This is a genomic window from Alteribacter aurantiacus DSM 18675 (genome assembly GCF_000429705.1).
Lineage (GTDB): Bacteria > Bacillota > Bacilli > Bacillales > Salisediminibacteriaceae > Alteribacter > Alteribacter aurantiacus.
Genome location: NZ_KE386941.1, coordinates 1,984,806 through 2,010,451, shown reverse-complemented (window position 1 = coordinate 2,010,451; position 25,646 = coordinate 1,984,806). Strand labels below are relative to the sequence as shown.

General features: G+C 43.2%; 20 protein-coding genes and 2 tRNA genes. 20 read left to right on the top strand and 2 right to left on the bottom strand.

Going from position 1 to position 25,646, the window contains the following annotated elements:
• Positions 1 to 17: 17 nt before the first annotated feature.
• From glcT to G476_RS0113500, 12 genes are all read left to right on the top strand, one after another.
• Positions 18 to 857 (top strand): glucose PTS transporter transcription antiterminator GlcT, encoded by an 840-nt coding sequence (glcT, locus tag G476_RS0113555; protein WP_026690578.1) that lies wholly within the window; start codon positions 18 to 20, stop codon positions 855 to 857.
• A 221-nt stretch (positions 858 to 1,078) separates the two neighbouring features.
• Positions 1,079 to 3,043 carry a glucose-specific PTS transporter subunit IIBC gene (gene ptsG, locus G476_RS0113550; protein WP_026690577.1) on the top strand — a complete coding sequence of 655 codons (1,965 nt, stop codon included), beginning with the start codon at positions 1,079 to 1,081 and terminating at the stop codon, positions 3,041 to 3,043.
• Between the two features lie 28 nt (positions 3,044 to 3,071).
• A complete protein-coding gene (locus tag G476_RS0113545; protein WP_026690576.1) occupies positions 3,072 to 3,335 on the top strand; it encodes a phosphocarrier protein HPr in 264 nt (87 codons plus the stop codon).
• Entirely contained in the window at positions 3,335 to 5,053 is a 1,719-nt protein-coding gene (gene ptsP / locus G476_RS0113540) for a phosphoenolpyruvate--protein phosphotransferase (protein ID WP_026690575.1), read from the top strand. Before G476_RS0113545 ends, ptsP begins: the two co-directional genes overlap by 1 nt.
• Positions 5,054 to 5,550: 497 nt before the next feature.
• Positions 5,551 to 6,018, top strand: coding sequence for a MarR family winged helix-turn-helix transcriptional regulator (locus G476_RS0113535; RefSeq protein WP_035186507.1), 468 nt, complete (start codon positions 5,551 to 5,553; stop codon positions 6,016 to 6,018).
• Between the two features lie 170 nt (positions 6,019 to 6,188).
• Positions 6,189 to 7,004, top strand: coding sequence for a glutamate racemase (racE, locus tag G476_RS0113530; protein WP_026690573.1), 816 nt, complete (start codon positions 6,189 to 6,191; stop codon positions 7,002 to 7,004).
• 327 nt (positions 7,005 to 7,331) lie between these two features.
• Entirely contained in the window at positions 7,332 to 8,540 is a 1,209-nt protein-coding gene (locus G476_RS0113525) for a GerMN domain-containing protein (RefSeq protein WP_035186504.1), read from the top strand.
• 159 nt (positions 8,541 to 8,699) lie between these two features.
• Positions 8,700 to 9,455, top strand: coding sequence for a ribonuclease PH (gene rph, locus G476_RS0113520; protein WP_026690571.1), 756 nt, complete (start codon positions 8,700 to 8,702; stop codon positions 9,453 to 9,455).
• Between the two features lie 2 nt (positions 9,456 to 9,457).
• The gene (locus G476_RS0113515; RefSeq protein ID WP_026690570.1) at positions 9,458 to 10,054 is read left to right on the top strand and encodes an XTP/dITP diphosphatase; all 597 of its coding nucleotides are present in this window, start codon (positions 9,458 to 9,460) and stop codon (positions 10,052 to 10,054) included.
• 19 nt (positions 10,055 to 10,073) lie between these two features.
• A complete protein-coding gene (locus G476_RS0113510; protein ID WP_026690569.1) occupies positions 10,074 to 10,586 on the top strand; it encodes a metallophosphoesterase family protein in 513 nt (170 codons plus the stop codon).
• A 209-nt stretch (positions 10,587 to 10,795) separates the two neighbouring features.
• Positions 10,796 to 10,869, top strand: a tRNA-Gly gene (locus G476_RS0113505).
• Between the two features lie 2 nt (positions 10,870 to 10,871).
• Positions 10,872 to 10,948: transfer RNA gene (locus tag G476_RS0113500), tRNA-Arg, on the top strand.
• 69 nt (positions 10,949 to 11,017) lie between these two features.
• On the opposite strand, the gene G476_RS23610 is transcribed toward G476_RS0113500, so the two are convergent.
• Positions 11,018 to 11,167, bottom strand: coding sequence for a hypothetical protein (locus G476_RS23610; RefSeq protein WP_156906572.1), 150 nt, complete (start codon positions 11,165 to 11,167; stop codon positions 11,018 to 11,020).
• Between the two features lie 131 nt (positions 11,168 to 11,298).
• Positions 11,299 to 11,724 carry a hypothetical protein gene (locus G476_RS22025; protein WP_035186503.1) on the bottom strand — a complete coding sequence of 142 codons (426 nt, stop codon included), beginning with the start codon at positions 11,722 to 11,724 and terminating at the stop codon, positions 11,299 to 11,301.
• 204 nt (positions 11,725 to 11,928) lie between these two features.
• Here G476_RS22025 and G476_RS22020 point away from each other — a divergent pair, with 204 nt between their 5' ends.
• From G476_RS22020 to G476_RS0113450, 8 genes are all read left to right on the top strand, one after another.
• Positions 11,929 to 12,993, top strand: coding sequence for a tetratricopeptide repeat protein (locus G476_RS22020; protein WP_051314803.1), 1,065 nt, complete (start codon positions 11,929 to 11,931; stop codon positions 12,991 to 12,993).
• A gap of 96 nt (positions 12,994 to 13,089) precedes the next feature.
• Positions 13,090 to 14,388, top strand: a complete 1,299-nt coding sequence (gene tig, locus G476_RS0113480) for a trigger factor (protein ID WP_026690568.1) — start codon at positions 13,090 to 13,092, stop codon at positions 14,386 to 14,388.
• A gap of 469 nt (positions 14,389 to 14,857) precedes the next feature.
• Positions 14,858 to 16,129, top strand: coding sequence for an ATP-dependent protease ATP-binding subunit ClpX (clpX, locus tag G476_RS0113475; protein WP_026690567.1), 1,272 nt, complete (start codon positions 14,858 to 14,860; stop codon positions 16,127 to 16,129).
• 472 nt (positions 16,130 to 16,601) lie between these two features.
• Entirely contained in the window at positions 16,602 to 18,275 is a 1,674-nt protein-coding gene (gene lonB, locus G476_RS0113470; RefSeq protein WP_026690566.1) for an ATP-dependent protease LonB, read from the top strand.
• Between the two features lie 197 nt (positions 18,276 to 18,472).
• Positions 18,473 to 20,797 carry an endopeptidase La gene (lon, locus tag G476_RS0113465; protein WP_026690565.1) on the top strand — a complete coding sequence of 775 codons (2,325 nt, stop codon included), beginning with the start codon at positions 18,473 to 18,475 and terminating at the stop codon, positions 20,795 to 20,797.
• Complete coding sequence (gene yihA, locus G476_RS0113460; protein WP_026690564.1) at positions 20,794 to 21,381, top strand: ribosome biogenesis GTP-binding protein YihA/YsxC; 588 nt, start codon at positions 20,794 to 20,796, stop codon at positions 21,379 to 21,381. Before lon ends, yihA begins: the two co-directional genes overlap by 4 nt.
• A gap of 374 nt (positions 21,382 to 21,755) precedes the next feature.
• The gene (locus G476_RS0113455) at positions 21,756 to 22,208 is read left to right on the top strand and encodes a MarR family winged helix-turn-helix transcriptional regulator (RefSeq protein WP_026690563.1); all 453 of its coding nucleotides are present in this window, start codon (positions 21,756 to 21,758) and stop codon (positions 22,206 to 22,208) included.
• A gap of 4 nt (positions 22,209 to 22,212) precedes the next feature.
• Complete coding sequence (locus tag G476_RS0113450) at positions 22,213 to 25,026, top strand: MMPL family transporter (protein ID WP_026690562.1); 2,814 nt, start codon at positions 22,213 to 22,215, stop codon at positions 25,024 to 25,026.
• Positions 25,027 to 25,646: the final 620 nt, after the last annotated feature.

Below are 25,646 nucleotides of genomic sequence, written 5' to 3'. Positions count from 1 at the left end.
AAGGATGGTATCGCGGTATGGAATTGATTTACACGATAAAAAAAGTGCTTAATAACAACGTCGTCATCGTAAGTGGTGAAGATCAGAGTGAACGAATCCTTATTGGAAATGGCATCGGCTTCTCAAAAAAGAAGGGCGATATTCTTTCTGATCAACAATATGAAAAGGTATTCAAACTCGAAAATGAAAGGGAACAAAAGCTGTACAAGCAGCTCCTTCATCATGTGGATCCGACTATTGTACAAGCCATTAATGATGCGATACGTGACATTCAAGAAAAGTTGGACTTACCAGTTCATGAACATATTCATATTGCTTTAACGGACCACATTGCGTTTGCCATAAAGCGGGTTGAACAAGGATTGGACATTAAAAATCCGTTTCTTCATGATACGGAACTATTGTATCCAAAAGAGTTTAAAATCGCTGAAGAAGTGGTCAATGATTTGAATAAAAAGCTCGATGTTCATTTACCTAGAAGTGAAATTGGATTCGTTACGCTTCACATCCATAGCGCAGTTTCAAACCGTTCCTTAAAAGAAATCAATCAGCATTCACAATTGATTACGAAGCTCGTTCACGTAATTGAAAGTCAGCTTGATGTGAAGATTGATAAAGAGAGCATTGATTATGCAAGGCTCGTCAGTCATCTGAGACGAGTGATTGACCGAGTCATTGATGATGATCGTGTGGATGTTCATGAAAAATTAGCGTCGGTATTGAAAAAAGAATATCCTGTGTGCTATAATCTTTCATGGAAGTTGGTAAAAATCATTCAACAAGCCATACACAAACCTATACCCGAAGCAGAAATCGTTTACATCACGATTCATTTGCAACGGTTAACAAATCAATAAACGTACACACTTTACGTGTTACTGATACGATCAGGCATGAGTAAACAGGTGTATATGAATCCATAGCAGGGTAATCCTACCTTAATTGATAGGGGTACTCTATGCACTGCGGGGTTCGTATATAGCTTTTGCTCATGCTTTTTTTGTGTGCTTATGAATGCGCTATTTGTTAGCGCTTACCAGCTTTCTTGAAAGCCATTACATTGAAGGAGGAGAGTGGGATGAGTAATCTTTTTGGATTGCTTCAACGAATCGGGCGCTCATTAATGACCCCGGTTTCCGTGTTACCAGCCGCAGGACTTTTACTTGGCCTGGGACACGAAAATGTACTAAACATCCCTGTGATGACAGAGGCAGGGGGCATTATATTTGCCAATTTGGCTTTGATTTTTGCTATTGGGGTTGCTATTGGGCTATCGGATGGTGATGGGGTAGCAGGTCTCGCGGCCGTAATTGGTTACTTAATTATGAACCAAACACTTGGGATCATGGCAGAGTACCAAGGTGTGGAGACCGAGGCGGTACTGGGGATAGAAACCCTAGGCATGGGAGTATTCGGTGGTATTATTATCGGTCTTGTGGCCTCTTATCTGTATAAGAAGTTCTACAATATTGAACTGCCACAGTTCCTTGGCTTTTTTGCCGGAAAACGATTTGTACCCATTATCACAGCAGCAGTAAGTGTAGTTTTAGGGGTGGTTTTCGTATTTGTATGGCCACCAATCCAGCAAGGAATTGATTTTTTAAGTGTCCTTGCTACTGAAACAGGATCTACAGTGGCAGCGTTTATCTTCGGGTTTGGTCAGCGTGCGCTTATTCCTTTTGGTTTGCATCATATCTTTTACCAGCCTTTCTGGTTTGAGTTTGGTACGTACACAAATGCAGCTGGAGAAGTGGTTCGAGGTGACATGACCCGCTATTTTGCAGGAGACGAATCAGCCGGTACGTTTATGGCTGGGCTATTCCCGTTTATGCTTTTTGGACTACCTGCGGCGGCACTTGCGATTTACCATGAGGCAAGTCCAGCGAAAAAGAAAGCAGTAGCCGGAATTATGGGTTCTGCAGCTCTTACAAGTTTCCTTACGGGTATTACTGAACCAATTGAGTTCGCATTCCTTTTCGTAGCACCGGTATTGTTCTTGATCCACTGTGTGTTTGCGGGGTTGTCCTTCGTAGTAATGGACCTGTTAAATGTAAAAGCAGGTTTTACATTCTCCGGAGGCTTTATCGACTACGTTCTATACTGGAACCTTTCCACAAATGCTTGGATGATCATTCCAGTCGGGTTAGTATTTGCAGTTCTATACTACTTCGGGTTCCGATTTGCTATTCGCAAGTTCGACCTTAAAACGCCAGGGCGCGAAGACGACGAGGGAGAAGAAGGGAAAGGGAGTGCAAAACCTTCACAAGGTCTTGCGAAAGATGTCCTTTCCGCTCTTGGAGGAAAACAAAACATTTCAGCTCTTGACGCGTGTATTACTCGCTTACGTGTAACGGTTAAGGATAAAAGTGATGTAAATAAAGATGAACTGAAAAAATTAGGCGCTTCGGGTGTGATGGAAGTGGGTAATAATATACAAGCCATCTTTGGTACAAAATCGGACACACTCAAAGGGCAGATCAAAGATTTGATTGATGGAAAAGAAGTCCAAGAAGATCTAGATGAACAAGAAACAGACAATACGCAAATTGTTCCTGGTGACACGTCGGACGAAGAAAGGAAGAAAGATTCATTATCGGTTGTTACCCCAATTGAGGGTGAGATCATGGAAATCACAGAGGTTCCAGATGAAGTTTTCTCCGGTCGTATGATGGGTGACGGTTTTGCAATCAATCCGAAAAATGGTCTTGTCAAATCTCCCGTTAATGGTAAAGTAGTGAATGTCTTCCCTACGAAACATGCTATAGGCATTGAAGCTGACAGCGGACATGAAATTCTGATACACTTTGGAATTGATACGGTCAACCTAAAAGGTGAAGGATTTGAGACCTTCATTCAAGAAGGAGACCGAATAAAGCAAGGTCAAGAGTTATTAAGAGTCGATTTGGACAAAATTAAAGAGAAAGTACCGTCTTTGATTACGCCGATCGTATTCACAAACCTTCAAGAAGGTGAAGCAGTCAAGCTTCAAAAGCACGGGTCTGTTTCCTTTGGGGATGCAGATATAATAAAAATTACAAAATAATACTTAAACTTTAAAGGAGTGTTTTCTCATGGCAGAAAAGAATTTTAAAATCACAGCTGAAACAGGTATCCACGCTCGTCCAGCAACACAACTAGTAAACAAAGCAGGTCAGTACGAGTCTGAAGTAACACTTGAGCACAACGGAAAATCCGTAAACCTTAAATCCATCATGGGTGTAATGAGCCTAGGTGTTGGACAAGGCGCTGAAGTAACAATCAAAGCAGAAGGTCCTGATGCTGATGAAGCGCTTGCTGGTCTTGAGGGAGTAATGAAAGAAGGACTTGCTGAGTAATGTCTAAAACATTAACAGGAATCGGAGCTTCTTCCGGCATCGCCATTGCGAAGGCTTTTCTTCTTGAAACACCGGACCTGTCCGTTGAAAAAACAACGGTTGATGATGTTTCATATGAACTAGAAAAGTTCGATCAAGCTTTGGAGAAAGCCAAAGGGGAACTCGAAAAGATTAAAGAAAAGACGTTAAATGACCTTGGTGAAGAGCACGCGGAGATTTTCTCTGCACACCTTCTTGTTTTATCCGACCCTGAATTTGTTGATGCGATTCGCGGGAAGGTAAATAATGAAAACGTAAATGCAGGCTTCGCTGTAAAAGAAGTATCCGACATGTTTGTTTCCATGTTTGAAAACATGGACAACGAATACATGAAGGAACGCGCAGCGGATATCCGAGACGTTTCCAAGCGTGTCCTTGCTCACGTTCTTGGGAAAAAGCTTGTATCCCTTGCTGAAATCGATGAAGAGGTTGTCGTGATCGCTGATGACCTGACGCCTTCTGATACTGCTCAGCTTAACGGCGAGTTTGTTAAAGGTTTCGCAACGGATATCGGTGGTCGAACGTCCCACTCTGCGATCATGGCTCGCTCCATGGAAATCCCTGCAGTAGTAGGCACGAAAGAGATCACTTCTTCTGCTGACTTCGATACGATGGTTATTGTTGATGGAATCGATGGGACTGTTATCGTTGACCCTACCGATGACGAAGTAGCCGAGTATAAAAAGAAGCAAGGAGATTTCGCTGAAAAGAAAAAAGAATGGGCCAAGCTTGTTAATGACCCAACTGAATCAAAAGATGGGCACCATGTAGAGCTTGCAGCTAACATTGGGACACCTAACGACCTTGAAGGTGTAATCAACAATGGTGCAGAGGGAATTGGTCTTTATAGAACCGAATTCCTATATATGGGCCGTGACGAACTACCTACTGAAGAAGAGCAGTACGAAGCATACAAAAAAGTCGTTGAAGATATGGACGGCAAGCCTGTCGTCATCCGTACTCTCGACATTGGTGGAGACAAGGAGCTTCCATACCTTGATCTGCCAAAAGAAATGAACCCATTCCTTGGGTTCCGTGCGATCCGTCTTTGTCTTGAAAAAGATGATATGTTCCGTACGCAGCTTCGTGCCCTTTTACGTGCAAGTGCATTCGGTAACTTGAAAATCATGTTCCCGATGATTGCCACTCTTGACGAGTTCCGTCAAGCAAAAGCGATCCTTCTTGAAGAAAAAGAGAAGTTGGTAAGCGAGGGAACAGACGTAAGTGATGGGATTGAGATTGGAATCATGGTAGAAATTCCATCTACAGCCGTTATGGCCGATACGTTTGCGAAAGAAGTAGACTTCTTCAGTATCGGAACGAACGACTTGATTCAGTATACAATGGCGGCAGACCGAATGAATGAACAGGTGTCTTACTTGTATCAACCATACAACCCGGCGATTCTTCGCTTGGTTAAAATGGTTATCGATGCTGCTCATAAAGAAGGAAAATGGGCTGGCATGTGCGGTGAAATGGCTGGAGATGAAGTGGCAATCCCTCTTCTTCTTGGACTCGGACTCGATGAGTTCAGTATGAGTGCAACATCCGTATTACCAGCACGTAGTCAAATCTCAAAAATGACGAAGAAAGAAGCGGAAGAAGTAGCTGAGAAAGCGTTGGCTATGGAAACGGCTGAAGACGTTAAGTCATTTGTTGAAAAGACATTCTTTAAATAGAACTGTTGGAAAGAACCTCCGCCTTGATTGCGGAGGTTCTTTCTATTCATTTGAAGTGCTTTTGTGGTGGGGGGAGAGAATGGGATTTTTGTTGGAGAAGTGCTAACTGGAGTAAACGGAAGATAAGTGGATTGAATGGAAGATAAATGAATCAAAAGAAAAATAAGTGGATCAAACTTGAGATAAGTGGATCAAAAGAAAAATAAGTGGATCATCCGAAGTCCCAAAGATTCGCAATCAATCGTTGCACTTCTTTAATAAAAAAACTATCGCGTAAGTGTAGAATCCGACCTTTTGTAAAACAACTTTTATTGTTTTATCTTCCTACTTTTTACTTGATAAATAAAACTTTCTGCGACTTTTCGAGAGAAACACTTGAAAAGAGGGAGAAAAACTAAGAAAATGGTAGTAATACAAGTGTATGGGTACAAAGAATGAAGAGTGAGAGTACATAATTTAGCATTGACCTACGAAAAGGTCTATAGGAGGGGGATACAATGGCAGAACAAACGATTAAGAAACAGCAAGTTGCTGATATTGAAAAATCATTGCGAATGATCGCGGACATTGTAAAACAAAAAGGGAGAGAAATTCTCAATGAATTTCCGATAACCCCTCCGCAGTTTGTTGCACTTCAATGGTTGCATGAATATGGTGATATGACTATCGGGGAATTGTCATCCAAGATGTACCTTGCATGCAGCACAACGACGGACCTTGTGGATCGTATGGAAAAGAATGAACTCGTCGAACGAGTGAAAGATACAAATGATCGCCGTGTGGTTCGTATTCATCTTCTTGATAAAGGCGCTACCATTATTAAAGAAGTAATTAACCGCAGACAGGCGTATTTGCAAGGAATTTTAGACGATTTTTCACCGGAAGACGTCGACTTTTTAGATCGAAGCTTGAGCTATTTATTCGATGAAATGAAAAAAGATGCGAAAACGTGGAAGTCGTTTTAAGCTAATGATAGTGGGACATAAGTGAAGTGGTTTGATTGAAGTCCAAACTGTTCGCTAACAGAGCGGTTGATTTGCACCGCACCTGCGTTCGGATTTCCAATCACACGTCTGTCTCAATCTCAATAAAAAGTTAATCTAGTTATTTAACGAAGAAAGAAGGAAAAAGTACGTTGGATAAACCTATTGGAGTAATCGATTCCGGAGTAGGGGGCCTTACAGTTGTCTCGGAGATGATCCGCCAGCTGCCGAAAGAAGAGATCATCTATATTGGTGATACAGCCCGCTGCCCGTATGGACCACGACCGGTGGAAGAAGTGCGCCAGTATACGTGGGAGATGATTGATTACTTACTTCAAAATGATATTAAACTTCTTGTTATTGCATGTAATACCGCTACCGCTGTCGTGTTGGAGGAGGCGAAAAAGGTCCTCTCCATTCCGGTGATTGGTGTTATTCATCCAGGAGCCATTGCAGCACTCAAAGTTACCGAAAATGATCACGTAGGAGTCGTTGGTACGGTTGGTACGATCCTCAGTGGTGCATACGAAAAAACGTTAATGAGTATCAATGACAAGGTGAAAGTGGAAAGCCTTCCTTGTCCTCGGTTTGTGCCCTTGGTTGAAAAAGGGGTTATTCACGGTGAAGAGGCTGAGCGTGTTGTTTCAGAAACTCTTGAACCGATTGTCGAAACGGGGATTGATAGTCTCATCTTAGGTTGTACGCATTATCCTTTGTTAGAAGGTGTGATTAACAAAGTAGTGGGTGAGCGTATTCAAGTGATTTGTTCCGGTGACGAGACAGCTCGGGAAGTAAGTGGCCTTCTTTATCACAATGAATTGTTGTATACAGGAAACCGAAAGCCTGAGCACCATTTCTTTTCAACAGGTCCCGGGGCTACGTTTAAAGAAATTGCAAACGATTGGCTTAGTATAAAAGTAAATGATGTTCACCATATCACTCTTGCCGAGAGCAAGACAGTGAACTAATCAAAACCTCGTAAACCTATTGGTTGCGGGGTTTTTATTTGTGTAATGGGAAGTGTGTACCGTCTTCAATTTGTGCATTTTAGTGCCTAGTTCTAAAACGCTGTTTTTCGAAGGACTGTTGCTTTTATACAAGAAAAATTGAAGCAGAAGAGCCCGTAACCTCGATATCTCATAGCTTAGGTTTGCAGAGGACGAAGAGTGTTTTGTTCGTTGAGTCTATATTCCTTCGTAGAGCATCCATCCTTTTTTTCCGAATGAAACAAGTTGGTCTAAAAAAAAGGAAGGCTCGTATATATGGTAGTACAAACTGCCTGAGGAGGGGAAAGTATGCTTCGTTTAATAAAAAAACCTTGGTGGATGCTAGTGCTGGCGGCAGTCGTAGTGGCTGCTTGCGGAGCCGAGGATGAGGCTCAAGAAACATTCGAAGAAGTGGACCCACCACAATATGTGGACGATGAAGAGGGTCTCGGCTTGGAAGGTATGCTTGATGCATTAGAAGAAAGCTCGGAGGTCGTAGAGGCTAACGAAGAGATGGATATGGAAGAAGGAATGGAAGAGGATGAGTACGACGAAAAAGGCGGTATGATGCAAGACAATGACATGGATCAAGAGGAGATGCACAGCGATGATGAAATGGAGGAAAAAGGCGGAGAAATGATGAGTGAAACGGCCATGCGTGAGCTATACTTAATGGATAAAAACGGTATGGTCACTCCTCAAACGTTCGCGTTACCTGAATCTGGAGATGAATTAGAGCAATCTCTTTCGTACCTAGTTAAAGATGGTCCTGTAACAGAACTCCTTCCAAATGGATTCCAAGCTGTACTTCCAGCTGGAACGGAAGTGCTTGATGCGGAAGTAACAAGAGATGGAACCGCGGTTGTAGATTTCTCAGTAGACTTTACGGATTATCGTCCGGAAGATGAACTAAGAATCCTGCAGTCGGTTACTTGGACGGCCACTCAGTTTGAAGATGTAGAGCGCGTTCAAATTAAAATAAACGGTGAAGATCAGCAAGTGATGCCTCAGAATGGCACGCCAATTGCGGAAGGATATAGCCGTGCACATGGCATTAACCTAGAAACGGGATCTGTAAGTGACCTCTCCAATACAAAAGCTGTGACAGTCTACTTCTTGTCGCAAAATGAAGAGCAAACCTACTATGTCCCTGTTACTCGTCGAGTACCAGCGTCGGTTGATACTCATACGGCAGTTGTTGATGAACTGTTAAAAGGACCGGATATGCTTACATCCCTTTTGACCGACTTTAGATCGGAAGCCGAGCTTGTTGAGAAGCCGAGAGTAAGAAATGGCACAGTGACACTGAACTTTAACGAAGGTGTCCTTTCTCAACTTGAAGGTACAGCTGTTTCCGAGCACGTTGTAAACATGCTTGTGTTGTCTCTGACTGAGCAAGAGGATGTAGAGCAAGTAGCAATTGAAGTGAACGATAACGACGAATTAATGGTGAGCACAGGTGACATGCTAACGGCCCCTGTTACTCGACCTGAAACAGTCAACACCGGAAAATATTAAGTTGATGAGCATTTGAATTTGAATTAAGAAACGATTATCATAAGGAGGTGGCTAATCGCCACCTCTTTTCTTATGTTTAGCTTTTTAAAGATGGACCTAAATGAAGAAAACAGTCATGTAAAAGACATACATAGCAACTACAATTTAAGGAGTGTTTTCATGCGTATTGACGGACGAAAGAACGATGAATTGCGTGAGGTACAACTAGAAGCAAATTATATTAAACATCCGGAAGGGTCAGTTTTGATTTCTTTTGGCGATACGAAAGTCATCTGTTCAGCAAGTATTGAAGACAGAGTCCCTCCCTTTATGAGAGGGCAAGGCAAAGGTTGGGTTACGGCTGAATACTCTATGTTGCCAAGAGCGACTGAGACGAGAAACATCCGAGAGTCAGCCAAGGGGAAACTCACTGGACGGACGATGGAGATTCAGCGTTTGATTGGTCGTGCGTTACGTTCTGTTGTCGACCTTGAGGCGATGGGTGAAAAAACAGTATGGGTTGACTGTGATGTGATTCAAGCCGACGGTGGTACCCGCACGGCATCTGTAACCGGCGCTTTCGTAGCCATGTGCTTGGCTTTTCAAAAAGGCATGGACGAAAAAATGTTTAAAACGTTTCCCGTTACCGATTATTTAGCAGCCGTTTCTGTAGGGATGGACACAGAAGAAGGGGCCATTTTGGATTTGAACTACGCTGAGGATTCAAAAGCAGACGTAGATATGAACGTGATCATGACTGGAAACAACGAATTCGTAGAGCTTCAAGGAACAGGTGAAGAGGCGACCTTTTCAAGAGCACAACTAAATGACATGCTCGATTTAGCGGAAAAAGGAATTGGAGAACTCTTTGACATCCAAAAACAAACGCTTGGAGAGACGGCAGGACACCTAGCACAAAAAGGTGACGAAGAATGAGTGTGAAAAAAGTACTCATCGCCACACAAAACGCTGGTAAAGTAAGAGAATTTGACGCTTTTTTTGCCAAAAAAGGGATTCAAGTAACGTCTTTATTAGACGTGGAAGAGCCTGATGACGTTGTTGAAGATGGTGTGACATTCGAAGACAACGCGATCAAAAAAGCGGAGGCAATCGGGAAATCATTAGGAATTCCGGTTATTGCTGATGACAGCGGCCTTGAAGTGGATGCGTTAGACGGTGCACCAGGCGTTTATTCTGCTCGTTATGCGGGAAGTGAAAAGAACGATGAAGCGAATAATCAGAAGTTGCTGGCTGAGCTAGAGAGTGTTCCAGAAGAGGAGCGCACAGCGCGATTTGTATGTGCGCTAGCCGTTTACTTGCCAGGAAACCAATGTCATGTTGTGAGAGGCACTTGCGAAGGTCAAATTGCAATGGAACTTCAAGGTGAGAATGGTTTTGGATACGACCCTCTTTTTTATGTACCTAAACTCGGGAAAATGATGGCTGAATTGAGCCGAGATGAAAAGAACGAAATCAGTCACAGGGCCAATGCTTTAAAAAAGTTGGCTTCTGAATGGGATTCTTTACTCAGTTAAGGTGAACAGGAGGTCTGTTATGAGAGCGATGATCATAAGCGACAGCCACGGCTGGCGTAAGGAATTAAAGCAAGTTATCGATCGTCATCGAGAAGAAGTGGATATGATCATCCATTGTGGTGACTCTGAATTGGAGACCGAAGCTTCTGAGCTCGTGGGTGTAAATACGGTACGGGGCAATTGTGACTTCACGGGCAAGTTTCCTGAAGAGCGGGTTGATGAAGCGAAGGGCATTCGTGTTTTCACCGGTCATGGTCACTTGCTAAATGTAAAAATGTCTTCCCTTCAATTGAAGTATAAGGGAGAAGAAACAGAAGCAGACGTGGTTTGTTTCGGACATTCCCACGTGCCAGAGGCGTTTGTTGAAGAAGGTATGGTTTTCTTAAACCCGGGTAGCATTCGTCTTCCAAGAGGAGAAGTGAATGTAGGTACGTATGTCATTCTTGAGGTTGACCAAGAAGAGGCGAGCGTGACGTATTTGACACTTGATGGGCAGGAAGTGCCGGAGTTAAGTAAAACATTACAACGATAAGTAAGTGTTGTGGAGAGAGGCCTCTAAAGTCGGAAGTGACATTGTGGAGGTCTGACTCTCCAGTTTAAAAGCAGTAAGGTGAACGATTTGCTCATGTGAGGATCACGAAGAAAGAGATTAAATTAAAAAAGTTTGTTGACTTTTTTTCCGGCATAAGCTATATTAATATTTGTCGCCACAAACAAAAGCGACTGAATAACAATAGCGATGCGGGTGTAGTTTAGTGGTAAAACCTCAGCCTTCCAAGCTGATGATGTGAGTTCGATTCTCATCACCCGCTCCATTGTCCCAGTAGCTCAGCTGGATAGAGCAACGGCCTTCTAAGCCGTCGGTCGGGAGTTCGAATCTCTCCTGGGACGCCATTAACGCAACTAAAGAACATACATATACAAAAGCCCGTCGGAGATTGTCTCCGGCGGGCTTTTGGTTTCTTACTGTTTGTGCGAATAAGCAATTAAGATGACTTCATCTGCCGCTTGCTCACGGAGTTTATTTTCAAGTGCCCTTACTTCATTGAGCATCTCGTCGGATAGTGGGGCTGGGTTGTATTCTTGGAACGGCTCGTTTTCATGTGTTGTCATGGACTAAAACTCCTAACTCATGGATGTAGACGTTTAGTTTTTCCATGATTAGTGGTTTTATGAGTGAAAGGCCTTAAACAAAAAAATGGTCCAAACAAAAGTTGGACCAAAGCTCCGTATAGGTTGATTCCTTATGAAGGTTTTTGTTCTATACTGCTTTCACCTTGGGTTCTTGTGCTTTTCCCAACAACTTGGCACATGATTTGTTTAATACCTGCTTCAATGTTTGTGGACTTTAAGGTCACTACTTTCCACCCGCAGCTTCGGATGTATTGAGTGAGAAAAAGTTGTCTTAAGGGAGAGATATCAGGTGGGATGACAGCGATGCGATATGGCTCTAAGGCTAGTGGGATTCTTGTATTCCCGCAAGGAATGTGACAGCTCACGTAAAAACCTTTTAAGGTGAGACCATCGTATAGTTGTTGTTCGACGGCGGATTGGAGAATGGCGCGTTCTGATTTAACCGTGATTAGTCTCGGGCGGGATTGTGGTTTTTTTCTTGAGGCAACATACAAAGTGACCACAGCTACAATAGATAAAATACCAATTTCGAACAACGCGATCACCCTTTCAAATGAAAAAATGGATTATAGTATGTATTTACCTAAAACGAGAAGTGGAAACCTCTAAATGCACGAGAGAGAAAAACAATTGAGCGGTGTGGGTATATTTATTCTTTTTTTGTTTATATTTGTTTTTCCGAATTTAACTTGATAAACTGAAAGGTAATAACTTTGCACATGGTAAAGGTGGCACGGAGTATGGGAAAGCAAAAAAAGGGGCAGGGTCAGGATGATAATGTCATTATGTTCCCCGGCTTGGTGGCACGTCTGGTGGACAAAGGGATGGCTGCACTAAAGGAAAAGAAGCACTATGATGCGCTTCGGTATTTCCAACAGTCAGCTGAATTGGAACCTACACACCCTCAGGCACGCTACGGATTGGTGATAACGAATATTGAGTTGAATCGACTTGATGAAGCAAAAGAGTATTGTGAATCCATGCTTAAAGAAGGTATTGGGCAATATTATGAAGTTCTTCAAGTGTATGTATCTCTTCTAGTTCAGCTTGGAAAATACGAAGAAGTGGTCACGATGCTGGAGTCGGTAATGGTTGAGGACAAGCTACCACCGAATATGGCAGAATCGTTCTATCAGCTTCTTGAGTTTTCAAGGCAAATGACAAACCACCATCAGACGAATATGGTTGAGGAAGAAGAACCTGTTGACCAATTCAGTTCACCTGATGAGTGGATTAAAACACTTGAAAAAGGAGATCCAAATCAACAGTGGGGCGCATTAAAGAAGCTTAGCCAAGTCAATACGGAAAAGGTAGTCGAGGCGTACAGAACGTTCTTGGCTGAAAAAGAGAATGACCCTGTTTTAAAAAGCTATGTTTTGCAAATGATGAAAGACATGAATATAACGGGACAGTTCCGTGTACATAAGTTTGGCGATACATTTAACATACACATAAGTGATTTAGAAGACGTCTTTCACGAGCGGTTCGGAAATGAAGTGTTAAGAGTGCTTGAAAATCACCTCGGTCAAGAGAATCCCACGGTGGTTGAAATGGTCATGCAAGTGTGGTGGCATTACTTGTTTGCCATCTATCCGAAATCACCGGAGCCTTTAGATGCAAAAGTGTGGGCGGCTGCTCTTCATTACCTTGGCATTCAATTGCTTATGGAAGACGAAGAGAAAGATTTGGAAATCGAAGACATTACCATGGTGTACAAAACACCTGTAGAGCCGGTGAATGCTGCGATAGAGCATATTCGATCGATTGAAACCCACTTATTTCAATCTACCGATCCGATTACATAATGATTGAAAAGAAAATCACGTGTGTTATAATATAATGGTTGCAAACCGCGAGAAAAGTAAAAAGTAGTATTTTCAAAGATGTTGGAGGGAATATATATGACTGCAAAATTCGAAAAATTAGAAGGTAATTCCGGCGTTCTTACAATTGAAGTTGATAAAGAGCGTGTAAATGAAGCCCTAGATGAAGCATTCAAAAAAGTAGTTAAGAAAGTAAACGTACCTGGATTCCGTAAAGGGAAGGTACCTCGTTCTATGTTTGAACAGCGTTTTGGCGTAGAAGCGCTATACCAAGATGCTCTTGATATCCTTCTTCCACAAGCATATGGAGAAGCAGTTCAAGAAACAGGGATCGATCCTGTTGATCGTCCAGAAATCGACATCGAAAACATGGAAAAAGGCGAAAACCTTGTTTTCAAGGCTACTGTTACAGTAAAGCCTGAAGTTAAGCTTGGCGAATACAAAGGCCTTGAAGTTGAAGCTGAATCAACAGAAGTTACAGACGAAGATGTTGATAATGAAATCAAACAGCTTCAAGAGAAGAATGCAGACCTCGTTGCCATTGAAGACGGCGAAGTTCAAGAAGGCGACACTGTCGTTATGGACTTTGAAGGATTCGTTGACGGAGAAGCATTTGAAGGTGGAAAAGCGGAGAACTATTCTCTAGAAATCGGTTCTGGTCAATTCATCCCAGGATTTGAAGATCAGCTTGTTGGTACAAAAACAGGCGAAGAAAAAGAAGTTAACGTTGAATTCCCTGAAGACTACCACTCTGAAGAGCTTGCAGGAAAGCCTGCTGTATTCAAAGTGACTCTTCACGACATCAAGCGTAAAGAGCTTCCTGAACTTGACGATGAGTTCGCGAAAGATGTTGACGAAGAAGTAGCATCTCTTGATGAGCTAAAAACAAAACTTAAAGATAACCTTCAAAAGAGCCGTGAGCAAGAAGCGGACTTGAAGAAAAAAGACGCTCTAGTAGAGCAAGCTACTGAAAATGCTGAAATTGATGTACCAAAAGCAATGGTAGAAACAGAAACCGACCGTATGCTTCAAGAATTCGGTCAGCGTCTACAAGGTCAAGGTATGTCTCTTGACATGTACTACCAGTTCTCAGGTACTGACGAAGAAGGCATGAAAGCACAATTCATGGACGATGCTGAAAAGCGCGTACGCATGAACCTTACACTAGAAGCGATCGCTGAAGCTGAAAAAGTAGAAGCATCTGACGAAGATGTGGAAGCTGAGCTTGATAAGATGGCAGAAACGTATAAGCGTTCAAAGGATGAGCTTAAGCAAATCCTTCAAATGCAAGGCGGCCTTGACACACTAAAAGGTGACCTACAAATCCGTAAAGCCATTGACCTTCTAGTAGAAGAAAGCAAAACAAAAGAAGCATAATGAAAAGATGGAGCAAGGTACGAAAATACTCGTACCTTGCTCTATACATACATAAAACAGATTCAGTGCGAGATAAGCCAATTTTTGTAGAATTTCTTTTCTTTCATTTAAAAGGTTAAATGAGGCCAAATGTGGAAAAGGATACATAAGAGTACGTTATACATAGAATTCATTTTGTTTGACAGGAAAAATCCACTGCATTATGCTTGAAAAACATTCACATCAAAGCTGAATACCTTTGTTGCAAGATGTCATATTTACAGATTTTCGAGGTCTTGTGATACAATAGGATCACTATTCAGTAGAGATGGATGGACGTATTTGAAATGATTTGCTCACCTATGATTAAAAACAGGTGAGTGAACGTACAATGAGAACATACAAAAGATCTTAGCTATTGTTACAATCGGATTTTCTCCGTCTCAATACAAGTGTACGTCCTCGAAAAAAAGACAAGGGGTGAAGCGGAATGTTTAAATTCAATGAAGAAAAAGGTCAACTTAAGTGCTCTTTCTGTGGTAAAACACAAGACCAAGTCCGCAAACTCGTAGCCGGTCCTGGTGTGTATATATGTGATGAATGTATCGAATTATGTACCGAGATTGTAGAAGAGGAACTAGGCAGCGAGGAAGAAGTGGAAATGGAAGATATTCCAAAACCACAAGAGATTCGTGAGATCTTAAACGATTACGTTATTGGGCAGGATCAAGCAAAGAAATCGCTTTCTGTAGCCGTTTACAACCACTATAAGCGTGTAAATTCGACTCAGAAAAACGATGAAGTTGAGCTGGCCAAAAGTAATATTTGCCTAATTGGACCAACAGGAAGCGGTAAAACCCTTCTAGCTCAAACGTTGGCCCGTATTTTGAACGTGCCGTTTGCGATTGCTGATGCAACGTCTCTTACTGAAGCTGGGTACGTTGGGGAAGATGTGGAGAACATCTTGCTAAAATTGATCCAATCGGCAGACTACGATGTTGAAAAAGCAGAGCGTGGAATTATCTATATCGATGAAATCGATAAAGTGGCCCGCAAATCCGAAAACCCATCGATTACACGTGACGTTTCCGGAGAAGGGGTTCAACAGGCTCTATTGAAAATTCTTGAAGGAACAACTGCTAGCGTCCCTCCTCAAGGCGGACGTAAGCACCCACATCAGGAATTTATCCAAATTGACACGACGAACGTTCTGTTTATTTGCGGCGGTGCCTTTGACGGGATCGAGCAAATCATCAAGCGCCGTCTAGGTAAAAAAGTCATTGGTTTTGGATCCGATGCTTCTCAAGAAGATTTAAAGGAAGGCCAATACCTTGCTAAAATTCTTCCGGAAGACTTACTTCGTTACGGATTGATTCCGGAATTCATTGGCCGTTTACCGGTCATCTCAAGCCTTCGTCCACTTGATGAAGATGCCTTGATTGAAATCTTGACCAAGCCTAAAAACGCTCTTGTTAAACAATATCAAAAGCTTCTCGACCTTGACGATGTTGAGCTCGAGTTTGAAGACGATGCCCTAGTTGAAGTAGCCAAACAGGCGATTGAACGTAAAACGGGTGCTCGTGGTCTTCGCTCTATCATTGAAGGTATGATGCTTGATGTGATGTACGAATTGCCATCTCGTGACGATATCGCTAAATGCGTAATCACGGCTGAAACCGTTCGTGATCAGGCTCGTCCGCGTCTTGAAACGAAGGACGGCAAAGTCGTTCAAGAACAAGAAAAGCCAAGAGAAAGTGCATAAACACTGACTAACAACCCCCTCCGGTGATGCTGGAGGGGGTTGTTTTGTGATTTTGGGGGAGAGGATGGTGGAGTGAAAGTGATGGATAAATTGTGAAAGTGATTGATAACCGGCTCAAAGTCATGAACAAATCCCAAATGTGATCGATAAACCACTCACAACCCACCCTCCAACTCAATATGGGAAGCCAGTGAAAAAGTACACCCCGACTTTTTCACTGGCTTTATTTGAATGGCAATGGCTCCAGTCGGTTGCGCGCCTGATACGAGAAACCCACCCGTATCAGGCTTTCAAAACAGGCAACCGTTACGCTCATTGCTTCAAGGGCCCTGAAAAAGTTAAAGATCAAACTTTTTCAGGGCCTTCAATTTGGGTTCTATGCTAATTATTGCCTAGTTGGTGAAGTAAGGTTATACGGACCTTAAAAGGCAATACTAAGCATCACAGAATAATCGAGTAGGAGGAACCATAAATGTCTTTTACCGGATTAGCGTTTGTAATACAGTTGTTTTTTGGAGTCGTCATTGGGTTGTATTTTTGGAACTTGCTTAAGAATCAGCGTTCCCAACGAGTGAGTGTGGATAAGGAGTCAAGAAAAGAGATGGATCAGTTAAGGAAGATGCGTCTCATTACGTTAAGTGAACCGTTAGCGGAAAAGGTGAGGCCGCAGTCGTTTGATGATATTGTGGGTCAGCAGGATGGAATCAGGTCGTTAAGAGCGGCCTTATGTGGTCCGAATCCTCAGCATGTTATCATTTACGGTCCACCGGGAGTGGGTAAAACAGCGGCTGCCCGTCTTGTTTTGGAAGAAGCAAAAAAGAGTGCGTTGACGCCGTTTCGTCAGAAGTCCGTTTTTATTGAATTGGACGGTGCTACGGCTCGATTTGATGAAAGAGGGATAGCCGATCCTCTAATCGGATCCGTTCACGACCCGATTTATCAAGGGGCAGGTGCCATGGGGCAAGCGGGTATTCCTCAGCCTAAGCACGGGGCGGTTACGAAAGCACACGGTGGCGTGTTGTTCATTGATGAAATCGGTGAGCTTCACTCGATTCAGATCAATAAGCTCTTAAAGGTACTGGAAGACCGTCGCGTGTTCCTTGAAAGTGCGTATTACAGTGAAGAGAACCAACAAATCCCTGAGCATATTCACGATATTTTTCAAAATGGGTTGCCAGCTGATTTTCGTTTAGTTGGGGCTACGACGAGAAATCCGCAAGATATTCCTCCGGCCATACGATCTCGTTGCATGGAAGTGTATTTCAGAGCTCTTACACCTCCTGAAATTGAAACGATTGCGAAGAAAGCAGCCCTGCGTATTCATTGTGACGTAGATAGCGGAGTGTATGAAATTATTTCGAAGTATGCAACAAACGGTCGTGAAGCCGTAAACATCATGCAAATTGCTGCAGGAATGGCTACGAGTGAAAACCGTCAAACCATTTCTGTAAGTGACATCGAATGGGTGATTCATTCCAGTCAGCGCGCACCAAGGCCGGAAAGAAAAATTCACCGCCAAGACAAGGTCGGGTTTGTTAATGGACTCGCCGTGTTTGGTCCGAATTTAGGAGCTCTTCTAGAAATTGAAGTCACGGTCATGAAGAATCCGACTAAAGGATCGATTAATATTACTGGGATTGCCGAAGAAGAAAGCACAGGTGATCACACCCGAACGATTAAACGGAAGAGTATGGCCAAGGGATCCGTTGAAAATGTGGTCACTGTTCTTCGTCACATGGGGATTGCCACATACGATTATGATATTCATGTGAACTTTCCTGGAGGGGCGCCTGTAGATGGACCTTCTGCAGGAATCTCGATTGCAACGGCTATCTATTCTGCCATTCACAATGTACCTATTTCCCATAAAGTAGCGATGACAGGGGAATTGAGTATACACGGGAACGTGAAGCCCATTGGTGGTGTAGTAGCGAAAGTGGAGGCGGCCAAGCAGGCAGGTGCCACCGATGTAATCATTCCAAAAGAAAACCTCCAAGCGATCTTGATGGAAATGAAGGGAATTACGATTCACGCGGTCGATTCATTTTCAGAAGTCCTTGAAGTGGCTTTGTTGGTAGAAGACAAAAAGGAAGAAGAAAATGTTTTGCCGGCAGCGGCCGTATCCATGGGACAAGCGCAAATTTAACAAAAGGGTGGCTTAAAAGATGGGAATCACCTTTTGAGCCACCCTTAATTTGTTTGAGTTCACGCTAGTAGGGAAAAAGGATTGTTAGACATTAATCTGGCAATAGAGTAAAATTGAACAAGGTTGTCACGTTTATTCCTATACAAAAGAGAGTAGTAATAACAGTAGGAACAGATTGGCGCGGAGGTGGATTACATATGAGCAATAGTGAACGTAAGAATATACCTTTGCTACCTCTAAGGGGACTACTCGTCTATCCGACGATGGTGCTTCACTTAGACGTAGGGAGAAATAAATCGGTACAGGCACTGGAGCGTGCGATGGTGGAAGAAGAGCAAATCTTTCTTGCCACTCAAAAAGAGATTTCAGTAGACGAGCCGGGTTTAGATGATATTTATCAAGTAGGGACGTTGGCAAAAGTCAAACAAATGCTCAAGCTCCCGAATGGAACGATTCGTGTCCTTGTAGAAGGGCTGGCCCGCGGGGAAATTAAGGAATTTTATGAGCAAGACGAATTTTACGAAGCGGAAATTGAACTTGCAGAGGAACGTGAAGAAGCGACGGTTGAAGAACAGGCACTTATGCGTAATGTTCTTGAACAGTTCGAGCAATACATCAAGCTTTCCAAAAAAATCTCGCAAGAAACGTTTGCGTCGGTTTCAGATATCATCCAACCGGGGCGATTGGCAGATATCATTTCTTCTCACCTGCCTCTTAAGATTGTTCAAAAGCAGGACATTCTTGAAACATATGATGTGGAAGCGCGATTGACGAAAGTACTCCGTATTTTAAGCAACGAAAAAGAAGTACTTGGCTTGGAGAAGAAAATAGGTCAACGAGTTAAGAAATCGATGGAGAAAACGCAAAAAGAGTATTACCTCAGAGAACAAATGAAAGCCATTCAAAAAGAGCTTGGCGATAAAGAAGGCAAAGAAGGCGAAATCGCGGAACTGAAAGAAAAAATCGAAAAAGCCCAAATGCCTGAATCAGTTGAAGAAAAAGCATACAAAGAGCTTGCCAGATATGAAAAAATGCCAGCAAGTTCTGCTGAAAGCTCTGTCATTCGTAACTATGTGGAATGGCTCACACTCATTCCTTGGCATGAAGAGACCAAAGATCTCTTGGATATTCACCGTTCAGAAGAGATTCTTGATGAAGACCATTATGGGCTAGAGAAAGTAAAAGAGCGTGTGCTTGAATATTTGGCCGTTCAAGAATTGACCCAAGAGCTAAAAGGGCCGATTTTATGTCTAGCTGGACCTCCTGGAGTAGGGAAGACGTCATTGGCTCGCTCTATTGCCCGTTCTCTTGATCGGAAGTTTGTACGAATGTCGTTAGGTGGAGTGAGAGACGAAGCCGAGATTCGTGGACACCGTCGTACGTATGTAGGGGCCATGCCTGGACGAATCATTCAAGGGATGAAAAAAGCAGGAAGCGTGAACCCTGTCTTGTTACTTGATGAGATCGATAAGATGGCAAATGACTTCAGAGGTGATCCGGCTTCAGCCCTTCTGGAAGTGCTCGATCCTGAGCAAAACAATTCCTTTAGTGACCACTTTATTGAAGAGCCGTATGATTTGTCCAAAGTGATGTTCGTCACAACGGCAAACAATATCTCACGCATTCCGGGACCTTTAATGGATCGAATGGAAGTAATTCATATTCCAGGTTACACGGAAGTGGAGAAGCTTGAAATTGCGAAAGGATATCTTCTTCCTAAGCAAATGAAAGATCACGGTCTTACAAAAGGCTTGTTCCAAGTAAAAGAAGAAGCGATATTAAAGACCATTCGTTACTATACACGAGAAGCAGGCGTCCGTAACTTGGAGCGTCAACTGGCGACCCTTTGCCGTAAAGCGGCAAAAATGATCGTATCAGGTGAAAAGAAGCGAGTTGTATTGACCGAAAAGACGGTTGAAAGTATGCTCGGTAAACCGAAGTTCCGTTACGGCAAAGCAGAAGCGGAAGATCAAATCGGTGCAGCAACAGGTCTTGCATACACTTCGGCCGGGGGAGATACTCTTACTATTGAAGTGAGTTTATCACCTGGTAAAGGGAAGCTCACGCTTACAGGTAAATTGGGTGATGTGATGAAAGAATCGGCTCAGGCGGCATTCAGCTACATTCGATCCAAATCCGAAGAGCTAAATATTGATCCAAGCTTCCATGAGAAAAACGACATTCACATTCACGTACCTGAAGGAGCGATTCCAAAAGATGGCCCTTCAGCGGGAATTACGATGGCCACAGCACTCATCTCCGCTTTAACAGAGCGTCCGGTTCGAAGAGAAGTTGGGATGACTGGAGAGATTACACTCCGAGGTCGGGTCCTTCCAATCGGTGGATTGAAAGAGAAATCCATGAGTGCCCACCGGGCTGGATTGTCGGTAATCATTATGCCGAAAGAGAACGAGAAAGATTTGGAAGATATACCGGAGAGTGTAAAAAAAGACTTAACATTTATCGCTGTTTCACACTTGGATGAAGTGTTGAAGCACGCATTGGCAGGGGAAAAAAAATGAAAGTAACAGAAGCAGAATTAATCATTAGTGCAGGGAGAGCGGACCAGTTTCCACCGGGTCCATTTCCGGAAGTGGCCCTTTCGGGTCGCTCAAACGTAGGGAAATCATCGTTTGTAAATAAAATTATTGGGCGTAAAGCTTTAGCTAGAACGTCTCAGCGTCCGGGTAAAACACAGACGCTGAACTTTTACAGAATCAATGAGCGCTTCCACTTTGTGGACGTACCGGGATATGGTTACGCCAAAGTATCCAAGTCAGAACGGGATGCTTGGGGCCGCCTCATGGAGACGTACTTCCAAGAGCGCGATCAACTTAAAGGCGTTGTACAGCTCGTTGATGTTCGTCACAAGCCATCTGCAGATGATTGCATGATGTATGAATGGCTTAAGCATTTTGGTATGAAAATCATTGTCGTCGCTACGAAGGCAGACAAGATACCAAAAGGGAAGCAGCAAAAACAGCTAGCCATGATTAAACGAGAACTTGGTGTGGATCCTAACGATCCCCTCGTCTTGTTCTCGGCTGAAACTGGTCTTGGAAAAGACAAAGCATGGCGAGAAATTAGCGAAACGTTATTTAACTAAAAGACTATACGTATAGTCAGTATTTTAATTAATGTGAAGTGCCGTGTCCTTTTGTTTTGCGTAGCTGAACGCTAGAAGCGACACTCCTGCGGCTGTGGGAGCCAGGGGAGACCCCAGGGCGTAGCCCGAGGAGGCTTGCCGGCACCGCCGCGGAAAGGGAGCGGATTGTGTGAAGCGGAGCCTGATATATTAAAGTAATTCACTTTAACTAAACATAAGAAGCTCTTCAAATTTGAAGGGCTTCTTTTTTATGCGGATTATTATTGTTTACTTTATCAATAGTTTAGGGTATAAACAAATTAAGATTGAATAGAATAGGCCGATGGGATTCGTCGCTGGATCTCAGGCTTTTTAAAGCATAAAGGAGTTCACACATGAAACTAAATCAAGAGCAATTAAGAAGGTTGGTCCAGCAATACGAAGAGGTGTATTTATTTTCCACCAAGCGAATTGAATCGTTAATGGCAGAGAAAATCATGACGCCTATGTCCATAGAGCAGTTTGGTATTTTACGTCAGCTGGCCCTTAGAGGACCTCTTCAACCGAAGGACGTGGCTGCATTAACTGGTGTACATAAAAGTGCCGTTACCCTTAAAGCGGATCGTCTTGTTAAAAAAGGTCTGGTCCAACGAGAGCAAGATCAATCAGATCGCCGGGTATGGTATCTGTCCCTTACGAGAGAGGGTGCAGAGGTTTATAGGAGGTCGGAAGAAGAGATGACCGCCTTTATATCATCTTATTTGGAACACCTCGAGCCAGGAGAAGTCGAGGTTTTTTTGAATGTGTACGAAAAGATCAACACGTTGATGCAAAGTGGAGAGGAGTAACTTAATGAAAAAACTCATCTATACCATGCCCGTTTTATGGATTGTGATTGCTGTTTTTTTATTTTTACAAGCACCGAACATGGATGAGTTAGTACGTGAGCGGGGGCAAGCTTCGATCCCGGAAGAGTATCCTTCTCAAGCGGCTGATCAACTCATGAAAGAAAATGAGGGTGCCGCTGGGGAAACGGTGCTTGTCGTCTATGAAGACGAAACACCTTTGTCAGATGAACAGTTATCTGAGATTGAAAGCACTCTAGGGGGAATTGGCTCTCATATTGGAGGTATCGCTGTTAATGAAGTGGTTACTCCCTTTGATTCTGAGGAGTCTGAAGAGTTGCTTTTAAGTGAGGACGGTACGACCGTTCTCTCTTTTGTGCAGATGGATATGAGCTTTAGTGATGTGCCTCTGGTTCGAGACGAGTTGGAACGTGCGTTTGAAGCAGAGGGAGTCGATACGTTAATTTCCGGGTCCTCTGTGATCGAGGATGATGTGATTATCAGCTCTGAGGAGGGTCTTGCGACGACAGAAGTGATTACGGTTATTTTCGTTCTCATTATCTTACTGTTGGTTTTTCGTTCCTTGGCAGCGCCGCTTGTGCCTCTTGTTACGGTAGGGGCGTCTTACGTGGTGAGTGTTGGCATTGTATCGTACCTCATTGACGTGTTTGATTTTCCTGTATCAAATTTTACTCAAATCTTTATTGTGGCGGTCTTGTTCGGGATTGGGACGGATTACTGCATTCTTTTATTGAACAGGTTTAAAGTTGAACTGATTGAAGCAGAAGGAAATCGTTTTATAGCAATGAAACGGACGTTTAAAGCAGTGGGGCCGACGGTATTTTCCAGTGCCTTGACCGGCTTTATTGGTTTTTTTGCGATCGGTTTTGCAGGGTTTGATTTATATCGATCTGCTATGGGTGTGAGCATTGGGATTATCGTTCTTGTTGGAGCGATATGGGTGTGGGTGCCCCTTGCGATGCTGACCCTCGGCGAAAAGCTTTATTGGCCATCTAAGGCTGGAATGAAGCCTAAACCAAGCCGGATGTGGGGAGCGATTGGGCGATTCGCGATTTTCAGACCAGGGTGGACGCTAGTGCTTTTAGCGCTTCTGATCGTTCCGGCGATTCTCTCTTTTGACAATGCCACATCTTTTAACTCGCTCGATGAAATCGGGGATGAGTTTGAATCGGTCGAAGCGTTTCAAATTATTGAAGAAAAGTTCGGAGAGGGAGATATGTTTCCTGCTACGGTGACTCTCGTTCAGGATGAGCCTTGGAGTGATTCTGAATGGTTGCCGTACGTGGAAGTAGTCACTCGTGAGCTTGAAAAAATCGATGGAGTCAAAGAAGTGAGAAGTGCGACTCAGCCGAATGGAGACGTGATTGATGAGTTTCGCATCCCGACGATTGCGGAAGAGTTAGGGGATGGATTGGGTGAAACGATTGAAGGGCTTGAGGAGATTCAAGAGGCCATTGATACGCTTGTTGAAGAAGTAAGAGAAGGAGAAGGGGACACTGTTGAATTGGAGCAGTTGGAAGCCGGGACCGAAGAACTGGGAGCAGGAGCGAGAGAACTTGAAGCCGGTTTGACTGAAACGGAAGAGGGGACTCGCTCAACCTTGCAGGGTGCTGAAGAGCTAGAAGCCGGTGTAGGACAGATTCGAAATGAGTTGTTTAGTGCAACGGATGCTCTCCCTCCTGAAATAGGAGCCCAATTCACCCCTCTAGTAGGAGGTCTCACTGAACTTGAATCCGGCCTTGCTGAATTGTCAGGTGGACTTGAGGAGTTAGCCATTGCTCAAGGGCAACTTGGCTCAGGAGCAGGTGAGCTTGCAAGTGGTGCGAATGCCATTTCTCAAGGACAAAGAGAAGTAACAGAAGCGTTCGCGGAGATTGGAGAAGGGTTTGAGGACATTGCTGATGGATTATATGAAATCAGTGACGGGTTATCAGACATCCAGGATGGTCTCTCTGAAATCGAAGAGATTCTCATAGAGATTGCTGCTCAGCCTCAAAACCCGTTGGAAGGATTTTTTATCCCAGAAGAAGCATTGACGAGCGAAGATTTCGAAAGTGTGTGGGATACGTATTTGACCCCAAACCGACTGGTCACAACAATTGATGTGATTTTCTCAATGAATCCATACAGCAATGAGGCTATGGATACGATTGACGTAATTGAAGAGCGTACTCGATTGGCTTTAAAAGGGACACCGTTAGAGGATCAGCCTATTGCAGTGGCCGGCTTGTCCAGTGTGAACCGGGATTTGCAGTCTATTTCCAATGAGGACTTTCTTAGAACAGCAACGATTATGCTGATTGGAATCTTTATCGTTTTAGTCGTACTGTTAAGGTCACTGGTGATGCCGTTATACATCTTGGCTTCTCTCGTTCTCACGTATCTGTTGTCCATTTCATTTACGGAATTTGTTTTCGTTACTTTGTTAGGGTACAACGGAATCACATGGGCAGTGCCGTTCTTTGGATTTATCATGCTCATGGCTTTAGGTGTGGATTACTCGATCTTTTTGATGGCGCGCTTTCAAGAAGACATTAAAAATAACGTTGATTTAAAAGAAACGATTCTTTATTCGATGGAGCAAATTGGCACGGTCGTTCTATCGGCAGCGGTTATTCTTGCGGGAACGTTTGGTGCCATGATGCCATCAGGTGTTCTATCGCTTATGCAAATCGGTACTCTTGTTTTAACGGGGTTATTATTATACGCGGTTATCATGCTGCCTCTTTTTATCCCTGTGATGATTGTGATTTTTGGGGAAAAGAACTGGTGGCCGGCTAAGAGACCGGTTTCCAAATAAATGTTATGCACTCGGCTGTTTTATCTAGTGTTTCTTGGGTGATTATTCTTTTTATCATTTGATATATGGTTGAAGCATACGTGCCCTTCGCTTTCCGTGGCGGTGCTTGCAAGCCGGTAGAAACACCCTGCTTCTTCCTCTGCAAGTAATGCTTCGTAGTGATCTGCGTCGAAGCAACTCGCAGAAAACTCACGATGCAAACGCTCGTCACTGCCACAGTTGTCTTGGGCACTACTGCTTTCAACTTCTCTTATACTAAAAATATGCCATGAAGATCAGCTGATTTTATAGGAGCTACAGTTTTTTAATCAGTTCGAATACAATTTTAAAAGCTCTATCATCTTCGCTATATTCGCTCACATCGAAAGAACAACCACTATGTGTGATCAACAATAATATTCTAGTAAATAACAATTATTCATCTCCAGAAAAATGTATTAGAAAGTAACTATATGATCGTTATTACTAAAAGTAAAAACACGAAAAACTTAATTTTAAAGTTGTCATCTTTGATAAGAAGAGAATTGGAAAAAGTGTTAAAAAAGGATATAAGACACTCTGTTGTAGGGTGGGGATTACTTTAAAGATAGGAAATTTGTTTTTGTTAGCCTAGTGGAAAA